Annotated in this window: 20 protein-coding genes and 1 tRNA gene; 14 read left to right on the top strand and 7 right to left on the bottom strand. The window is 66.1% G+C overall.

Going from position 1 to position 14,028, the window contains the following annotated elements; genetic code table 11:
- Positions 1-48: 48 nt before the first annotated feature.
- Positions 49-687 (top strand): glutathione S-transferase family protein, encoded by a 639-nt coding sequence (locus D9601_RS08755; RefSeq protein WP_198353594.1) that lies wholly within the window; start codon positions 49-51, stop codon positions 685-687.
- Between the two features lie 7 nt (positions 688-694).
- Here the strand turns inward: D9601_RS08755 and D9601_RS08750 are convergent, their stop codons facing one another.
- From D9601_RS08750 to D9601_RS08740, 3 genes are read right to left on the bottom strand one after another with little or no spacing between them, the layout of a single operon-like run.
- A complete protein-coding gene (locus D9601_RS08750; protein ID WP_198353593.1) occupies positions 695-1,492 on the bottom strand; it encodes a transporter in 798 nt (265 codons plus the stop codon).
- Between the two features lie 54 nt (positions 1,493-1,546).
- Complete coding sequence (locus D9601_RS08745; protein ID WP_198353592.1) at positions 1,547-1,756, bottom strand: DUF1289 domain-containing protein; 210 nt, start codon at positions 1,754-1,756, stop codon at positions 1,547-1,549.
- Between the two features lie 12 nt (positions 1,757-1,768).
- Positions 1,769-3,175, bottom strand: coding sequence for a DEAD/DEAH box helicase (locus tag D9601_RS08740; RefSeq protein WP_198353591.1), 1,407 nt, complete (start codon positions 3,173-3,175; stop codon positions 1,769-1,771).
- A gap of 537 nt (positions 3,176-3,712) precedes the next feature.
- On the opposite strand from D9601_RS08740, the gene D9601_RS08735 reads away from it, so the two are divergent.
- Together D9601_RS08735 and D9601_RS08730 are read left to right on the top strand one after the other, a co-directional pair.
- Complete coding sequence (locus D9601_RS08735; protein ID WP_198353590.1) at positions 3,713-3,919, top strand: polymer-forming cytoskeletal protein; 207 nt, start codon at positions 3,713-3,715, stop codon at positions 3,917-3,919.
- Between the two features lie 180 nt (positions 3,920-4,099).
- Positions 4,100-4,651 carry a VOC family protein gene (locus tag D9601_RS08730; RefSeq protein WP_232474017.1) on the top strand — a complete coding sequence of 184 codons (552 nt, stop codon included), beginning with the start codon at positions 4,100-4,102 and terminating at the stop codon, positions 4,649-4,651.
- Positions 4,652-4,797: 146 nt separating this feature from the next.
- Here D9601_RS08730 and D9601_RS08725 read toward each other — a convergent pair whose 3' ends face one another.
- Positions 4,798-5,247 (bottom strand): hypothetical protein, encoded by a 450-nt coding sequence (locus tag D9601_RS08725; protein WP_198353589.1) that lies wholly within the window; start codon positions 5,245-5,247, stop codon positions 4,798-4,800.
- Between the two features lie 80 nt (positions 5,248-5,327).
- Between D9601_RS08725 and D9601_RS08720 the strand changes: the two genes are divergently transcribed.
- The 3 genes from D9601_RS08720 to D9601_RS08710 all read left to right on the top strand — a co-directional run bounded on the left by D9601_RS08720 (position 5,328) and on the right by D9601_RS08710 (position 8,285).
- Positions 5,328-6,761 carry an FAD-binding oxidoreductase gene (locus D9601_RS08720; protein ID WP_198353588.1) on the top strand — a complete coding sequence of 478 codons (1,434 nt, stop codon included), beginning with the start codon at positions 5,328-5,330 and terminating at the stop codon, positions 6,759-6,761.
- A gap of 62 nt (positions 6,762-6,823) precedes the next feature.
- Complete coding sequence (locus D9601_RS08715) at positions 6,824-7,585, top strand: SapC family protein (RefSeq protein WP_198353587.1); 762 nt, start codon at positions 6,824-6,826, stop codon at positions 7,583-7,585.
- A 151-nt stretch (positions 7,586-7,736) separates the two neighbouring features.
- On the top strand, positions 7,737-8,285 hold the full coding sequence (locus D9601_RS08710; RefSeq protein ID WP_198353586.1) for a cytochrome b: 549 nt from the start codon (positions 7,737-7,739) through the stop codon (positions 8,283-8,285).
- 173 nt (positions 8,286-8,458) lie between these two features.
- Here the strand turns inward: D9601_RS08710 and D9601_RS08705 are convergent, their stop codons facing one another.
- Positions 8,459-9,298 (bottom strand): N-formylglutamate amidohydrolase, encoded by an 840-nt coding sequence (locus D9601_RS08705; protein WP_198353585.1) that lies wholly within the window; start codon positions 9,296-9,298, stop codon positions 8,459-8,461.
- 91 nt (positions 9,299-9,389) lie between these two features.
- On the opposite strand from D9601_RS08705, the gene cpdR reads away from it, so the two are divergent.
- Together cpdR and D9601_RS08695 are read left to right on the top strand one after the other, a co-directional pair.
- A complete protein-coding gene (cpdR, locus tag D9601_RS08700; RefSeq protein ID WP_198353584.1) occupies positions 9,390-9,767 on the top strand; it encodes a cell cycle two-component system response regulator CpdR in 378 nt (125 codons plus the stop codon).
- 46 nt (positions 9,768-9,813) lie between these two features.
- A tRNA-Val gene (locus tag D9601_RS08695) sits at positions 9,814-9,888 on the top strand.
- Between the two features lie 12 nt (positions 9,889-9,900).
- On the opposite strand, the gene D9601_RS08690 is transcribed toward D9601_RS08695, so the two are convergent.
- Both D9601_RS08690 and D9601_RS08685 read right to left on the bottom strand, forming a co-directional pair.
- A complete protein-coding gene (locus tag D9601_RS08690) occupies positions 9,901-10,110 on the bottom strand; it encodes a hypothetical protein (protein WP_198353583.1) in 210 nt (69 codons plus the stop codon).
- Between the two features lie 81 nt (positions 10,111-10,191).
- Positions 10,192-10,764: a hypothetical protein gene (locus D9601_RS08685; RefSeq protein ID WP_198353582.1), complete on the bottom strand. Its 573-nt coding sequence runs from the start codon at positions 10,762-10,764 to the stop codon at positions 10,192-10,194.
- Between the two features lie 203 nt (positions 10,765-10,967).
- On the opposite strand from D9601_RS08685, the gene D9601_RS08680 reads away from it, so the two are divergent.
- From D9601_RS08680 to D9601_RS08655, 6 genes are all read left to right on the top strand, one after another.
- Positions 10,968-11,450, top strand: a complete 483-nt coding sequence (locus D9601_RS08680) for a helix-turn-helix domain-containing protein (RefSeq protein ID WP_198353581.1) — start codon at positions 10,968-10,970, stop codon at positions 11,448-11,450.
- 91 nt (positions 11,451-11,541) lie between these two features.
- Entirely contained in the window at positions 11,542-12,018 is a 477-nt protein-coding gene (locus D9601_RS08675; protein WP_198353580.1) for a helix-turn-helix domain-containing protein, read from the top strand.
- Positions 12,019-12,049: 31 nt separating this feature from the next.
- Complete coding sequence (locus D9601_RS08670; protein ID WP_198353579.1) at positions 12,050-12,418, top strand: hypothetical protein; 369 nt, start codon at positions 12,050-12,052, stop codon at positions 12,416-12,418.
- Between the two features lie 47 nt (positions 12,419-12,465).
- Entirely contained in the window at positions 12,466-12,915 is a 450-nt protein-coding gene (locus tag D9601_RS08665; RefSeq protein ID WP_198353578.1) for a hypothetical protein, read from the top strand.
- Between the two features lie 37 nt (positions 12,916-12,952).
- Positions 12,953-13,216 (top strand): hypothetical protein, encoded by a 264-nt coding sequence (locus D9601_RS08660; protein ID WP_198353577.1) that lies wholly within the window; start codon positions 12,953-12,955, stop codon positions 13,214-13,216.
- A 194-nt stretch (positions 13,217-13,410) separates the two neighbouring features.
- A complete protein-coding gene (locus D9601_RS08655) occupies positions 13,411-14,016 on the top strand; it encodes a hypothetical protein (RefSeq protein ID WP_198353576.1) in 606 nt (201 codons plus the stop codon).
- Positions 14,017-14,028 lie beyond the last annotated feature (12 nt).

Below are 14,028 nucleotides of genomic sequence, written 5' to 3'. Positions count from 1 at the left end.
TGGGAATGTTCCACATTCGTTCGCAAACGAATCGCTGGGAGACGAACGATGGCGGCGCTGACCTTCTACACCAATCCGCAGTCGCGCGGGCGGATCGCCCGCTGGATGCTGGAAGAGGTCGGCGCGCCCTATGACACGGTGGTGCTCGATTATGCGTCGAGCATGAAGGCCGACGCCTATCGCGCGATCAACCCGATGATGAAGGTGCCGGCCATCCGTCATGGCGACAAGGTGGTGACCGAGGGAGCGGCGATCTGCGCGTATCTGGCGGCGGCCTTTCCGGAGGCCGATCTGGCGCCGCAGCCGGACGAGCTCGCCGATTATTACCGCTGGCTGTTCTTCGCGGCGGGCCCACTGGAGGCGGCGGTGACCAACCGCTCGATGAACTTCGAGCCGAACAGCGACCAGCAACGGATGGCGGGCTACGGCCATTTCGATCTGGCTGCGACCGTGTTCGACGGGGCGTTGGCGCGCCATCCCTATATCGCCGGTGATCGGTTCACCGCGGCGGACGTCTTCGTCGGGTCCGCGGCGATGTGGTACACGCAATTCGGCCTGTTGCCGAAGACCGAGGCGATGACCGGCTATATCGCCCGTCTCGCCGAGCGGCCCGCCTATCGCCGCGCGGCGGAGATCGACGACGGGCTGATCGCCGCGGCCCAGGCGTCGGCGCCGGCGACCGCCTGACCGCGCGTCAGAACCGCTGCGCGACGCCGAGCAGCAATTGCCAGCGCGGGGTGGCGGGATTGAGCCCGGCATAGGCGGCGACATCGATCTGGGCGTTCTTGCCGAGCTGATAGGCGGCGGTCGCATCGAACGAGGCCTTGGTCTCGTGGCCGCCGGGATCGTCGTCGCGCCGCACATAGGTCTCGCCGGCCAGCTGCAGCGACTGGGTGGCTTTCCAGCGCAGATTGGCGACCATCGCATAAGCGAGATGGCGGCCGGCGCCGTCCTCGTTCGGCGCGGCATCGACTTCGGGATCGACGGTGATCGACCAGGCCTTGGACAGGAAGACCTGCGCCGGCACGATCACCCCGGCGCCCCAGGTGCCGGCGCCGATCGGCGTCCGCCCGACCGGCAGCGTCACGAACGGTTGCAGGCTGATCGCCGCGCCGCGCGACGGACCGCCGTCGCGCAGGCTCTGGCGCACGCCCAAGGTCAGGTCGCCGCTGCCCGTCTGCCGGTCGATCTCGCCGGAATGGCGGTCGCGCGTCCGGTCGATGCCGTAGCTGGTGAAGCCGGCGCGCAATTCGGTGCTGCGCGTCAGGCCGTAACGGACGAGCAGGTCGCCGACGAGCGTCTCGTCCTCGATCGTGTCGCTGTCACGGCTGTGCGACCAGTCGATCAGGCTCGCTTCGGCCTGCACCTTGCCCGCATCGAGCGTACAGGTCGGATTGCTCTTGCCGGGCCGGTCGGCGCAAAAATCCTTTTCCGCCTGCGCCTGGCTCGCCCAGATTGCGAGCGGTGCGATCAGCCAGCGCGCTTTCATCATGCCTTCTCCCTTTCGCCAGCGTAACGAGCGGCGGAGGGTCCGGTTGCCGACCGGCTAAAGGTTGGGCTGGCCGAGCGTCCGCATGCGCGCCGGCAGCGCGGCGAGGATCGCCCGGCGCTCCTCGGCCGGTTTGGCGCTCCAGTTCGAGATCTCGCCGATCGTCCGGCCGCAGCCGCGGCACCAGCCGGTGGCGGCGTCCAGCGTGCAGATGTTGACGCAGGGCGAGGCGAGGCTGATCGGCTCGGCCGGAACCAGTTCGATCATCGCGCCCCAGCCTCAGTCCTCGACCGGCGCGCCGACCGCGAGCGACACCGACAGGAAGTCGGGGATCGGCCCGTTCCAGCCGCCGTTCCAATCCGAATCGTTGTTGTCGTCGTGGGACTCGCGGCGCGGGCGACGATCGTTGCCGCGCGGACGCTCGTCCCGCCGCGCCTCGGCGGGGCGGGGAGTCGCTTCGGCAGCGCGGCCACCACGCCGCGCACCGCGCTCGCTCCGGTTGCCACCACGCTCGCCATCACGCGGGGCCCGGGCGCGGGGCGCCTCGTCGTCAGCGTCGTCACCGGTATCGAGCGCCAGCCGGTCGATCTTCTGCCCGGTCAGCTTCTCGATATTCTCGATATTCTCCGCATCCTCGGCGGTGATCAGCGTGTAGGCGGTGCCGGTCGCGCCACCGCGGCCGGTGCGGCCGATCCGGTGGACGTAATCGTCGGGATGCCAGGGCGCGTCGAAGTTGAAGACGTGGCTGACGCCCTTGATGTCGAGCCCACGCGCCGCGACGTCGGACGCGACGAGGATGTTGATCTCGCCCTTCTTGAACAGGTCGAGCTCGGCGAGCCGCTGCGGCTGTTCCATGTCACCATGGATCTCACCCGAGCGAAAGCCGTGCTTCTTCAGGCTCTTGTTCAGCTCGCGCACCGTCGTCTTGCGGTTGCAGAAGATGATCGCGTTGGTGACATCGTCACGGCGCAGCAGCTGGCGCAGCGCGTCGCGCTTCTTGAACGACGATCCCGGCACCGACACCAGGAACTGCTTGATATTGGTGTTGGTCGTCGCCGGCCGCGCGACCTCGATCGTCTTCGGATTGTCGAGGAACTTGTCCGCCAGCTTCTTGATCGGCGGCGGCATCGTCGCGGAGAAGAGCAGCGTCTGGCGCTGCTTGGGCAGCTTAGTGCAGATCTCCTCGATATCGGGGATGAACCCCATGTCGAGCATCCGGTCCGCCTCGTCGATGACCAGCATCGAACAGCCGGTCAGCAGGATGTTGCCGCGGCCGAACAGGTCCATCAGCCGGCCCGGCGTCGCGATCAGCACGTCGACGCCCTTTTCCAGCGCCTTGATCTGATCGCCCATCGACACGCCGCCGATCAGCAGGGCCATGGAGAGCTTGTGGCCGGCGCCGTATTTCTCAAAATTCTCGGCGACCTGCGCGGCGAGTTCGCGCGTCGGCTCGAGGATCAGCGAGCGCGGCATGCGGGCGCGGCTGCGGCCGTGGGCGAGGATGTCGATCATCGGCAGCACGAAGGCGGCGGTCTTGCCCGTCCCCGTCTGGGCGATGCCGATCAGGTCGCGCATCATCAGCACGGACGGAATGGCGCTCGCCTGGATCGGGGTCGGCTCCGAATAGCCGGCCTCGTTGACCGCCTTCAGGAGTTCGTCGGAAAGGCCGAGATCGGCAAAGCTCATGCAAATGTCCGGATAAGGGCGCGCCAGACAAAGGGGTGGCCGCCGCGCTGCAACGTCGCCCCCGCGCGCTTGCGGATTTGGGCGTAAAAGTCAAGGAAACCCGGCGTTCGGCCGAAGACGAGGCTCGGCGTCGCCCGCGAGTCTTGACACAATTGACACCTGAAACGGACGAAAACGATCTTCGCCATGCAACTTCGTTGCGCGGGTAGGTTGCGGTGCGGGCTCTTGCTCTTCGTCATGAGAACTCGCGGTCGATTCGATGGGCGATCAGGGGTGATGACAGAGCCGGGCCATGTAGGACAGTGCGGCGTGCTACGCGATAACGTTACGTCGTGTTGCAAGGCCCGGGATGCGCGCCAACGCCCAACGGCAGGCATTCGCGTTTGGCCTGGAGCAGATCTTACGGCTGAGGGCTGACCTTGAAATGCCGGTAAGCCAACAGTGCGTGTCCGACCCCAGCTTTGGAAACAAAGTCGTCGGCGTCGATTGAGTGCACCAAGCGTTCCATCGAGGAGCGGGGCAGCAAGGGGCATCAAGATGCAGGTCGTCCGTGGCAACGTCGAAGGTCCGATAACCCTAGAGGCCGATACGGTGCTGCGGGGCAACGTCATGGGCGATGTCACCGTGCGTCCTGGCTGTCGGCTCGAGCTTCGCGGCAACGTAATGGGCGATGTCGTATTGGAGGGCAACGCAACGGCAAGGATCAAGGGCAACCTGATGGGGGATGTAGTGCAAGCCCGGTAACTCCGTGAAAACGCCGGTTGCTGAATGGCAGAAGTGGACAGGCCGCTTGCGCCCGAGGCGGATGCTCAGGCTGAGCGATCTCCTTTCCAGACAGTAGTCGCTCGTTGCGCGCGGTGGTTAGAGCTAGCTCCCCGCGGCAAATTTCTCCTCAACAGTAGATTTGGGGCATGGAACGTCACCATGAAGATCATGTTCGCCGGGCTGCTGGTGGCGGTCGCAGCCGGGGCGCAGGCCCAGACAGCGCAAGAACGACCCATTGGAAGGACAGCCATGAATGTCGCCGCAAACGTGATTGCCGTCGACCACACGGGCGTCGCCGTGTCGTCCTTGAGCGAAGCCATCCGGTTTTGGACGGGAGCGCTCGGTTTCACGCTAGAGCGGCAATCAGAAATGGGGGGCGAGTTCCTGCATCAGGTGACAGGCGTCGATGATCCCAGTGTAAAGACGGCGATTGTCAGAGCGCCAGACGGTTTCGTGGTTGAGTTGTTGGAATATTCAAACGGCCGCCGGAACGGGGTGGTGCCATCCAGCGCGGCTTCGATCGGAGCGGCACATTTGGCACTGACCGTAAAGGATATCCATGTGGCCATTTCCCAAGTCGAGGCAGCCGGATGGAAGGCCAAGGGCAGTCCCCTGCCGATCGCCGGTGGTCCACGCAAAGGAACGCTTGTGGCCTATGTTTCAGGCCCCGATCATATCACGGTAGAATTGATGCAGCGGCCGGTCGGCTAAGAGACCAGCAGGACTTTTTTCCACTGCCCGCCCCTTTCTAGCGAGGGCAGCGAGCCGACGATGTCTTCTGTCGCAACCAGCCTGCCAGAAGCCGCTGTTCCGCTTCCCCCCACAGCCGGACGCTCGTTCACGACCCCGTGCTGCACTCACCGCACGGCGACCAGTTTGCGGAACGCCTTGATCTCGCAGGTCAGCCCGGATCGCATGCTGAGCACGTCGCGGCCGGCGCAGACCTGGCCGTCCGCCGCCGGCTTCAGGTAGAAGCGCGCGTAGAAATCCATCGGCCGGCAATCGTCGCCGAGCTTGGCCCGGATCCGCCGGTTGCCGGTGAGCGCCAGGTCGAGCATGCCGGCCCCGCTGACCAGCGCACCGCCGAGATCGGCGATGGCGATGCATTTCGGCCCCTTCTTTTCCTTCCAGCGGATCGGCGTCACCGTGACGGCGCGGGGCGGCGGGGCCGACGGGCCGACACGGATCACGATGCGCTCGTGGATCGTCACCTGCGCTAGCTGAAGGCCGCCGAGATCGTCGCCCACGGCGGCGACGGCCGGAGCGGCGAGCGCCAGCAGCGAAACGGGAATCGCGGGATGGATCATGCGGGATCGGTCATGACGAGATCGGCGACTCCTAGTCCGCATCGTTGAACACGGGATGAACTTGGCCTAGCGCCAACGGCATGACTCCCGCGCAGACCGCGATGCTCGAGGCGCTCGCCCCCCGGCTGGGCCGTCAGGCGATCGTCACCGACCGCGACCTGATCGCGCCCTGGGAAATCGACTGGCGCCGCCGTTTCCACGGCCACGCCCCCGCGATCCTCGCCCCCGCCGACACGGCGGAGGTCGCCGCCGTCGTCGCCGCCGCCGCCGCGCATCGCGTGCCGCTGGTGCCGCAGGGCGGCAACAGCTCGATGGTCGGCGGCGCGACGCCGCCGGCGGACGGATCGGCGCTGATCCTGTCGCTGCGCCGCCTGAAGACGATCCGCACCGTCGATGCGGAGGCGGGGCTGGCGGTGGCGGAGGCGGGGGTGATCCTTGCCGACCTGCACGATGCCGCGCTGGCGGTGGATCGCCGCTTTCCGCTGACCCTGGGCGCCAAGGGCAATGCGACGATCGGCGGCCTCGTCTCGACCAATGCCGGCGGCACGCAGGTGCTGCGCTTCGGTTCGATGCGCGGGCTGGTCGCGGGGGTGGAGGCGGTGCTTGCCGACGGATCGATCCACGACGGGCTCGCCGCGCTGAAGAAGGACAATCGCGGCTACGACCTGACCCAATTGCTCATCGGCGGCGAGGGGACGCTGGGCATCGTCACCGCCGCCGCGCTGCGGCTGGTGCCGCTGCCCGCGGCGCGCGCGACCGCCTGGGCGGCGACGCACGACCCGGCAGCGGCGCTGAAGCTATTGCGCCGCTTCCAGCATGCCAGCGACGCGGTGGAGAGTTTCGAGATCCTGCCGCGCGAATCTCTGGCCGCGGTGCTCGCGCATCTGCCGACCGCGCGCGCGCCGCTTGCCGGCGACCATCCCTGGCATCTGCTGATCGAGCTGACCGGCGCCGACGCGCCCGCCGTGCTGGAGCGCGAGCTGGCGGCGGGACTGGATGACGGGCTGATCGCCGATGCGACGATCGCGGCCAGCGAGGCGCAGGCGCAGGCGTTCTGGCGGATGCGCGAGTCGATCTCCGATGCCGAGCGCGCGCTCGGCCCCGCGTCGCAGCACGACATCTCCGTACCGGTCGCGATCATGCCACGCTTCATGATCGAGGCGGCGGCGGCGTGCGAGGCGCGCTTCCCCGGCACCCATGCGAGCGGCTTCGGTCATCTGGGCGACGGCAACATCCATTTCCACGTCCGCGCCGCGCCCGGCACCGATCCGGCGCGCTGGTATGCCGAGGACGTACCGGTGGTGACGCGCTTCGTCGACGATCTGGTCGTCGCGGCGGGCGGGTCGATCGCGGCGGAACACGGCATCGGCCAGATGAAGGTCGCCGAGCTCGCCCGCCTGTCGTCGCCGGCCCGGTTGACCGCGCTGCGCGCGGTCAAGGCGGCGATGGACCCGCTCGGCATTCTCAACCCCGGCAAGCTCGTCGCGCTTGCGCCCCCCGCCGCCGCGCAATAGAGCAGCCGCCGGTTACCGGCGCGCGGGCCGCGCCAAAACTCACGGATACGGAGAGAGTTCCCATGGCCAGTGCGCCGCTTCCCCTGTTCTACAACGGCCTCGAGCCGCTTTCGAGCGAGATGCATGCGACCTGGCGCGTCAAGCCGGCGGACAGCGCGCCGTTTCTGATCGGCCAGCATGCGATCCCGATCACCACCGACGAATTCCCGCTGGTGCAGCGCTTCATGCCGATCGTCTTCTCGAGCGGCGACGATGCCATCCCGCTCGCGCTGATGGGCCTGAACGAGGGCGTCAACGTCTTCGTCGGCGACGACGGCAAGCTGACCGAGAGCAATTTCTACGTTCCGGCCTATGTCCGCCGCTATCCCTATATGCTCGCCCGGCTGCGTCCCGACAGCGAGGAGCTGTCGCTGTGCTTCGACCCGACGTCGGAGACGATCGGCGACTTCGCGGAGGGCGAGGCGCTGTTCGAGGGTGGCCAGCCGACCGAATTCACCAAGAACATCCTCGGCTTCGCCGAACAGTTCGAACAGGCCGGCGCTCGTACCCAGGCGTTCATGAACGAGCTGCGCGAGCAGGAGCTGCTGATGGAGGGCGAGGTCACCATTCAGGTCGACCAGAACCAGCAGCCGTTCGTCTATCGCGGCTTCCAGATGATCAACGAGGAAAAGCTCAGCAACCTGCGCGGCGATCAGCTGCGCAAGATGAGCCAGTCGGGCATGCTGCCGCTGCTCTATGCGCATCTGTTCTCGCTGGCGCTGATGCGCGAGGTGTTCGGGCGCCAGATGGACCAGGGCAAGGCCCCGCAGCCGCAGCTGGGGTAAGTACCGATAGTCCCCCGTGACCGTCGTCATCCCCGCCGCAGCAGCGGGGTGACGACTGGGGCTGCAAGGAACCACACTGCGACAGGCCGGTCTTGACCTCGGGCCTGCACGGCGCAACGGTACGGTTCCTAACCCAGAGAAAGAACCGACGATGAGCCGACTGCCGCGCGACGAGCGCTATTCCCGCGTCGCCATCTGGTTCCACTGGACGATCGCGGTGCTGATCGTCGCCAATCTGATCATCGGCATCGGTCACGACGGCATTCCCGCGCTGCGCCGGCTGATGGGCGCCCATATGGCGATCGGCATCACCGTGTTGGTGCTGACCGCCCTGCGCCTCGTCTGGCGGCTGGGCCATCGTCCGCCGGCCTATCCCGCGGCGATGCCGTCCTGGGAAAAGGGTGTCGCCCATGCCAGCCACTGGACGCTGTACCTGCTGATGGTCGCGCTGCCGGTGACCGGATGGATGATGGTCTCCGGACCCGAGGCCCGCCGGCCATTGAGCTGGTTCGGCCTGTTCAACGTGCCGCTCCTGCCCGTCTCCGGCGCCGCCTCCGGCCTCGGGCACGAGGCGCACGGCGTGCTCGGCTGGATGATGGTCGCCTTGCTCGTGCTGCACGTCGCGGCGGCGCTGCGCCACCATTACATCCGTCGCGATTCGATCCTGATCCGGATGGCGCCGGCGTTCGATCGGCACTGATCGTTAAAAAATTCGCACCGTTCGGCCGCAGGGGTTGAACCAATCGCGCCGTGACTTATTTGTAACAGCGTACGGTTCTCGTGTCCCCCCTTTCGCGAGGCCGTATGACACACCTTCGGGTGTGTCTCCTCCCTGAACCTTGGCCACCTCGTGCTCAGCACGAGGTGGTTTTTTTATTCCGCCGCCAGCGGCAGCGTGCCGCCCGACGCCTCGTCCTCGACCGCGGCGATCATCCGGCGGAGCAGCGCAACCGTCTGTGCGAACCCCGATCCGAGCTCGTCGAGCGCGGCGTCGAGATAGAGCGCGCGATCGAATTCGATCTGGATCGCATGCACGCCCCGCGCAGGATCGGCGTGCCGCGCCAGGATGTGCCCGCCGGCATAAGGAGTGTTGAGCGCGACGCCGATGCCGACCCGCATCGCTTCCGCCTCGAGCCGCGCGACGAAGCGCGGCGCCGCCGATTTGCCGAACCGGTCGCCGATGACGATCCGCGTCGCATTGCCCAGCGACGGCATCGAATGGATGTCGAGCAGCACCGCGACCCCGAAGTGCGATCGCGCCGCCGCCAGCCGTCCGGCCAGCATCGCATGGTAGGGGCGGTGATCGGCGGCGATCCGCGCTGCCACCTCCGCGGCGGTGAACCGGCGCCGCCACAGGTCGCCGGCCGCCCCGGCACGGCGCGGGATCAGCCCCAGGCCGCTGCGCAGCTTCGCCGACAGCGCCGGCTGACCCTGCGGCCGGACGCCCTCGTCGACCTTGGCGTCGCGCTCCTCCTCGCTGCGGTTGAGGTCGATCCAGGCGCGCGGCCGGCGCTGCACCAGCATCGTCTCGACCCCCCGCGCCGCCGCCGCGACCTGATCGATGTGGCGATCCTCCAGCAGCGCCAGCGCGGTCACCGGCACGCGCAGCGCCGCGACCAGCGCCGGTGGATAGGCGCGTCCGGCGTGCGGCACCGACAGCACTACGGGGCTGGCGGGAGGCTCGGTGCCAAGCAGGTCGAACGAAGCGTCCATCAATGGCACGTCTTATCCGCTTTGGGGCGTCCATGCGCTGGAAATCTGTCCGCACCCGCCGCATAGAGGCGCGAAGACTCAGGAAGGGCCGATGATCCGTATTCTGCTGGCAGAAGACGACCAGGTGATGCGCGAATATCTGACGCGCGCGCTGGAACGTGCGGGCTATACCGTCGCGGCGGTCGACCGCGGCACGGCGGCGCTGCCGCTGCTCGTCAACGAGCGCTTCGATCTGCTGCTCACCGATATCGTCATGCCCGAAATGGACGGCATCGAGCTGGCGCGCCGTGCCAGCGAGATGGTCGAGGGGCTGCGCGTGATGTTCATCACCGGCTTTGCCGCGGTGACGCTGAAGGCAGGGCGCGAGATGCCCAATGCCCGCGTCCTGTCCAAGCCGTTCCACCTGCGCGACCTGGTGGCGGAGGTCGATCGCGTGTTCGAACGGGGAAATGCCAGCGGCATCAATTGACGCTTGCATCCCCGCAAGCGCCCGGCTAATGGCGCCACTCCCTTGTGGGCGTGTAGCTCAGTGGTAGAGCACTGTGTTGACATCGCAGGGGTCGCAAGTTCAATCCTTGCCACGCCCACCACCAAAGTTACGGCTATCCGGTCATTTTTGCCTCCTCGGCGAGAGAACCGGATAGCCTGACTTCGGCGCAGTTTCGGCGCAGAGCACCTGGCGCACGAAGCTCAATCTCCCCGACAATGTCACTGAGCGCGGTCGCGACGGTCTTGAAATGGCCGATCGCATAGACCTCGGTCATGCTGTTCGAATCGTGACCGAGGAAGCCCTCGAGGTCCCACTTGGCCACGCCAGGCCGATTGCGGACGATCGTCGCAAGGCTGTGGCGCAGCAGGTACGGCTTCCATTCTCGGCCGGACGGCAGCTTCAGCTAGCGCAGCATGGTCCGCCAGGACGTGTCGACGTCCAGGACCGAGCGGCCGTAATAGTTGACCAGGAAGCCTGCGCCCTTCCGCGCGGTGCGATCGAGGCGCTCATAGGCCGCCAGTTCGGCTGCCAGCCAATCCGCCAGCACCGGCAGGACCGGTATCACGGGCCGATACTTATTGGTCTGGGCTCGGCCGAAGGGATTCAGATCGAGCGTCAACGATCCCGGGTACCACTGCTCCCGCTCAGGCGCGACGCAGATGTCCACGACGCTGTCCGGCCGCGCCATCGTGCAGATCGAGCCGACCAGGAAGGCATGCAGCGAGGCGCGCTTCTTCCCCGGCTCGGCGGCATAGGCGAGCCTATCGGCGATCGCCGGCACGTCGATTCGCACCTTGCGCGGCCGCGACACCTGCTTGCGTGGCAGCGGCTTGTAGATCGGCCGGCGTTCCGAGCGCGGCGGATCCGCATCAGCGGCATGGTTGAGCGCGGCCGCCACCTGCAGCACCGACTCCTCGGTCGTCGCAGCTGCGCGCGGCCGCGAGGCGGTGATGGCGCCGGCCTTGTTGCGCCACACGACCGGCTACTTGGCTGACCACTGGCTGCGGCCGGTCAGTCGCGCGAACGCAGACTGCGAGCCAACCTTGCGGACGGCGTTGGCGAGCGTTGTGTCGAGGCGTGATTCGATGCCCTTTTGCACTGGCTATAAGAACATCGATAAATCGTTAATTTGAATCCTTGCATGGCGTGCTATTCGACATCTTATAGATTGCGGCCGCTATGACGATCGGTGAGCGCATCAAGGAGCGGCTCGGTGTCCTTGAGATGAGCCAGGCTGAACTGGCTCGTCGCGTGGGGCTAAGCCAACCAGCGATCAACTCGCTGATCCGCGGCGCTTCGCGTTCGTCGACGCATCTTCATCGAATCGCGCGCGAATTAGGAACAACGCCTGCATATCTGACCGGTGAAACGGATGACGTCGCGAAAGACGCACCCCCGCCGGCGCCCATCCAGTTCGTCATGCTGCCGGTCGCGCTCCCGCCAGTGGAGGCGCTGGCCGCGATGTTCGAGGGTCTGCTGGCAACTGCCGATCAGCATGGTCCGGCGGCTGATCTCGCTCTGCAGCTCGCGCAGCGGCTTCCCATCGGGTTGTCGCAGCTTCAAGATCTGCGGATCGCGTCGGCGACGCTCCCGGCCCGCTCCGCGGGGTCAGCATCAATCGGTGCAGCTCGCGCCACAGCTGATCTCGAACCGCGACGATGACCGCGCACTTCGGGTCGCATTCGCGGCATGACCGCGAGCATGCCGGCGATGCGAGCAGATATTTCTTGCCCATCATTGTGACCGCCGGCTGATGGACGCGGCCGCAGCCAAGTTGAGCCCACGCCAGCGAGCATGCCTGCAGCTCGTCTGGGAACGGCAAGCGACATCGAAGGAGATCGCGGCCGAGCTGGGGATCGGGAAGACGACGGTCGACGGATACATCGCCGAGGCGGTGGAGCTGCTCGGCGCGCGCGACCGACGATCGGCAGCGGCGATGGTCTTCTCTGAAACGCCCCGTGCGGGATCAGGGGGTGATCCAGCACGGGTTTCCGGCCCGGCTTCCAATCCGCCAACGGTTGCGGCGTCGACGGAAGCAAGGTCGGCGGCCCGGCCCTGGCGGACGCGGGATCGCCCCTTCAACACGTTCACGTTGGCGCAGACGCTCGGATGGATCGCGATCATCGCGGTTGGCTCGATCGCAGCGCTGGCGTTGGCGATGGCGGTCGGCAACGGGCTGCCGTCTGTCGCGCTCCCGGTGCTGCACGCTTTCGATCGGCTGACGCACTAGCCGCGGGGCGCGCCCCGCAAAGGGGACCCGCATGCTGAACACTCGCCGTGAACTTGCCCGCAACGTTGGTACCGAGCTTATCGCGCTCGAGGAGCTGGTCGACGGTGCCCTGGTGGGGTTGGCCGCGGTCCAGAGCACGGCGATCGCCGGCCGCCGCGCTGCCAAGCTGCCGCTGCACACCGGGCAGGAAGCGCTCGAGCAGCTCGCGGGCGCTATGCCGGCCCTGATCGCCGTGCGGAAGGCGATCCATGATGCCCACCTGACGTTCCGTGCCGTGCAGGACGACATGCGCGTCGGCCCGATCAGCTATGGCGACTATGGCGACACGCCGCGTGAAACCGTGCCGATGGGCGGGGCCGAGGCAGCGCCGGTGCTTACCCTTGTCGATGCAGCGGCTTAACAGGTCGACCTTGACGGCAGGTATGCGCAGGGGGGACGGAAGCAGCTGTGAGCCTGATCGTCTTCCTGGCCGTGATGTTCCTGTGCTGCGCTTACGCATTGTGGCGGGGCGGAGCACCGGAGCGGATCTCCGCCGGCGCACAGATCGCGGCGTTTGCGCTCGGCCTGCCGCTGCATTTGGCGATCGAGCGATCGGAGTACCGGGAAGCGGTATCGGCGACTGCGCTGGTCGACGTCGCGCTGCTGCTCGGCCTGATCGTGCTGGCATGGCGATCGACGCGGTTCTGGCCGCTATGGGTGGCAGCGTGGCAATTCGCCGCGGTAATCGCCCACATGGCAAAGCTGATCGATCCGACGATGCAGTCGACCGGCTACGCCATCCAGGCACAGATCTGGGCCTATCCGATGCTGCTCGCCACCGCGATCGGCGCGTGGCGACATCAGCGCCGGCTGCAGGAGGGCTCGCCCGATCCGAGCTGGAAACCGCAACTGATCTGACCAGGGGGCGGACATGAGCCCGCGTTCGAGGGCCTATATGGCCAAGCAGCTCTACGATCAGCGCCGCGACCGCAATCAGATATTCGGCGACCTGGCAGACGGTTTTGGGGAGCCGGCATGGGACATCCTGCTGGCCCTCTATATCGGCCATTATGGCGGGATCACCATCGAGACCGGCCCGATCCTGGCCTCGGCCGACGTGGAGGAAGCTACGGCAGCCACCTACGTCCGCTGGTTGATCGGCACGGGTTGTTGGAAAGCAGTGACCCCGATCATCCTTTGGCTGGCCGTATCTGTCTGACGGCATCCGGGGCGGAGTTGATGGACGCCTCTCTCGAACGGATGATCTCGAAAAGTGACGGCAACGTGAGAACTCATTGAAACGCGGCCGCCGACAGCACCGCCGCGCCGCTACCTGCGCAAAATTACGGGGCAGTATACCGGGGCAATGCTGACCTATCTCGGTCGGTTGATGATGGCGCCGGCCGCGCGGCGATGCGGGTATCGCGCGGGTACTTCCCCCACAGCTTCACCCAAAAGCCGCGTGTTTCCGCGCTCTGGGCCAACCATGGCGGAGGGCATCTCCGCCATGCACAACAAAAATCCGAGGGTATAATGGCGCTACCTGCATTTTCGACATCCAGTTTGGGAATTCTACAATTACGTATCAATATCGCTCTGACTTGCGGTTACCTCCTTCTAGCGTATGCAATTGCTTTTCCGCCGACTGAGTTACTTGGCCCGAATGCCTCTCTAATACTGACGGGGGTTTTATCGGTGCCTGGATGGCGCCTGCTATCTGGCATTCAGCGAGTAATCGATAATTATAGTCCTATAGACGCGCTGGATGCAAAAAGACTCAATGAACAAGTAAAACTTTTAGCAACAATGATGAATACTGTTGCGGCAGCTTCTGTATCCGTTCTCGCAATATCGGAGATCGCAAAAAATCCGACGCGGCCTAACATGCTTGTAATAGCAATTTCGATCGGATTCGCACTTTGGGTGAATATGGGGGCAAGGGGGCTCCTGCTGCATCTTAAAGACGAAAATACTAGTACGTACGGCGCCGTCGACGAAACGGTGAAAAAAGTCGCGTAAAGGAAAGGGCGC

The organism is Sphingomonas sp. MA1305, assembly GCF_016107325.1.
Classification (GTDB): Bacteria; Pseudomonadota; Alphaproteobacteria; order Sphingomonadales; family Sphingomonadaceae; genus Sphingomonas.
Note: the sequence above shows the minus strand (reverse complement) of the source record. Positions and strands in the feature narration are given on the sequence as shown.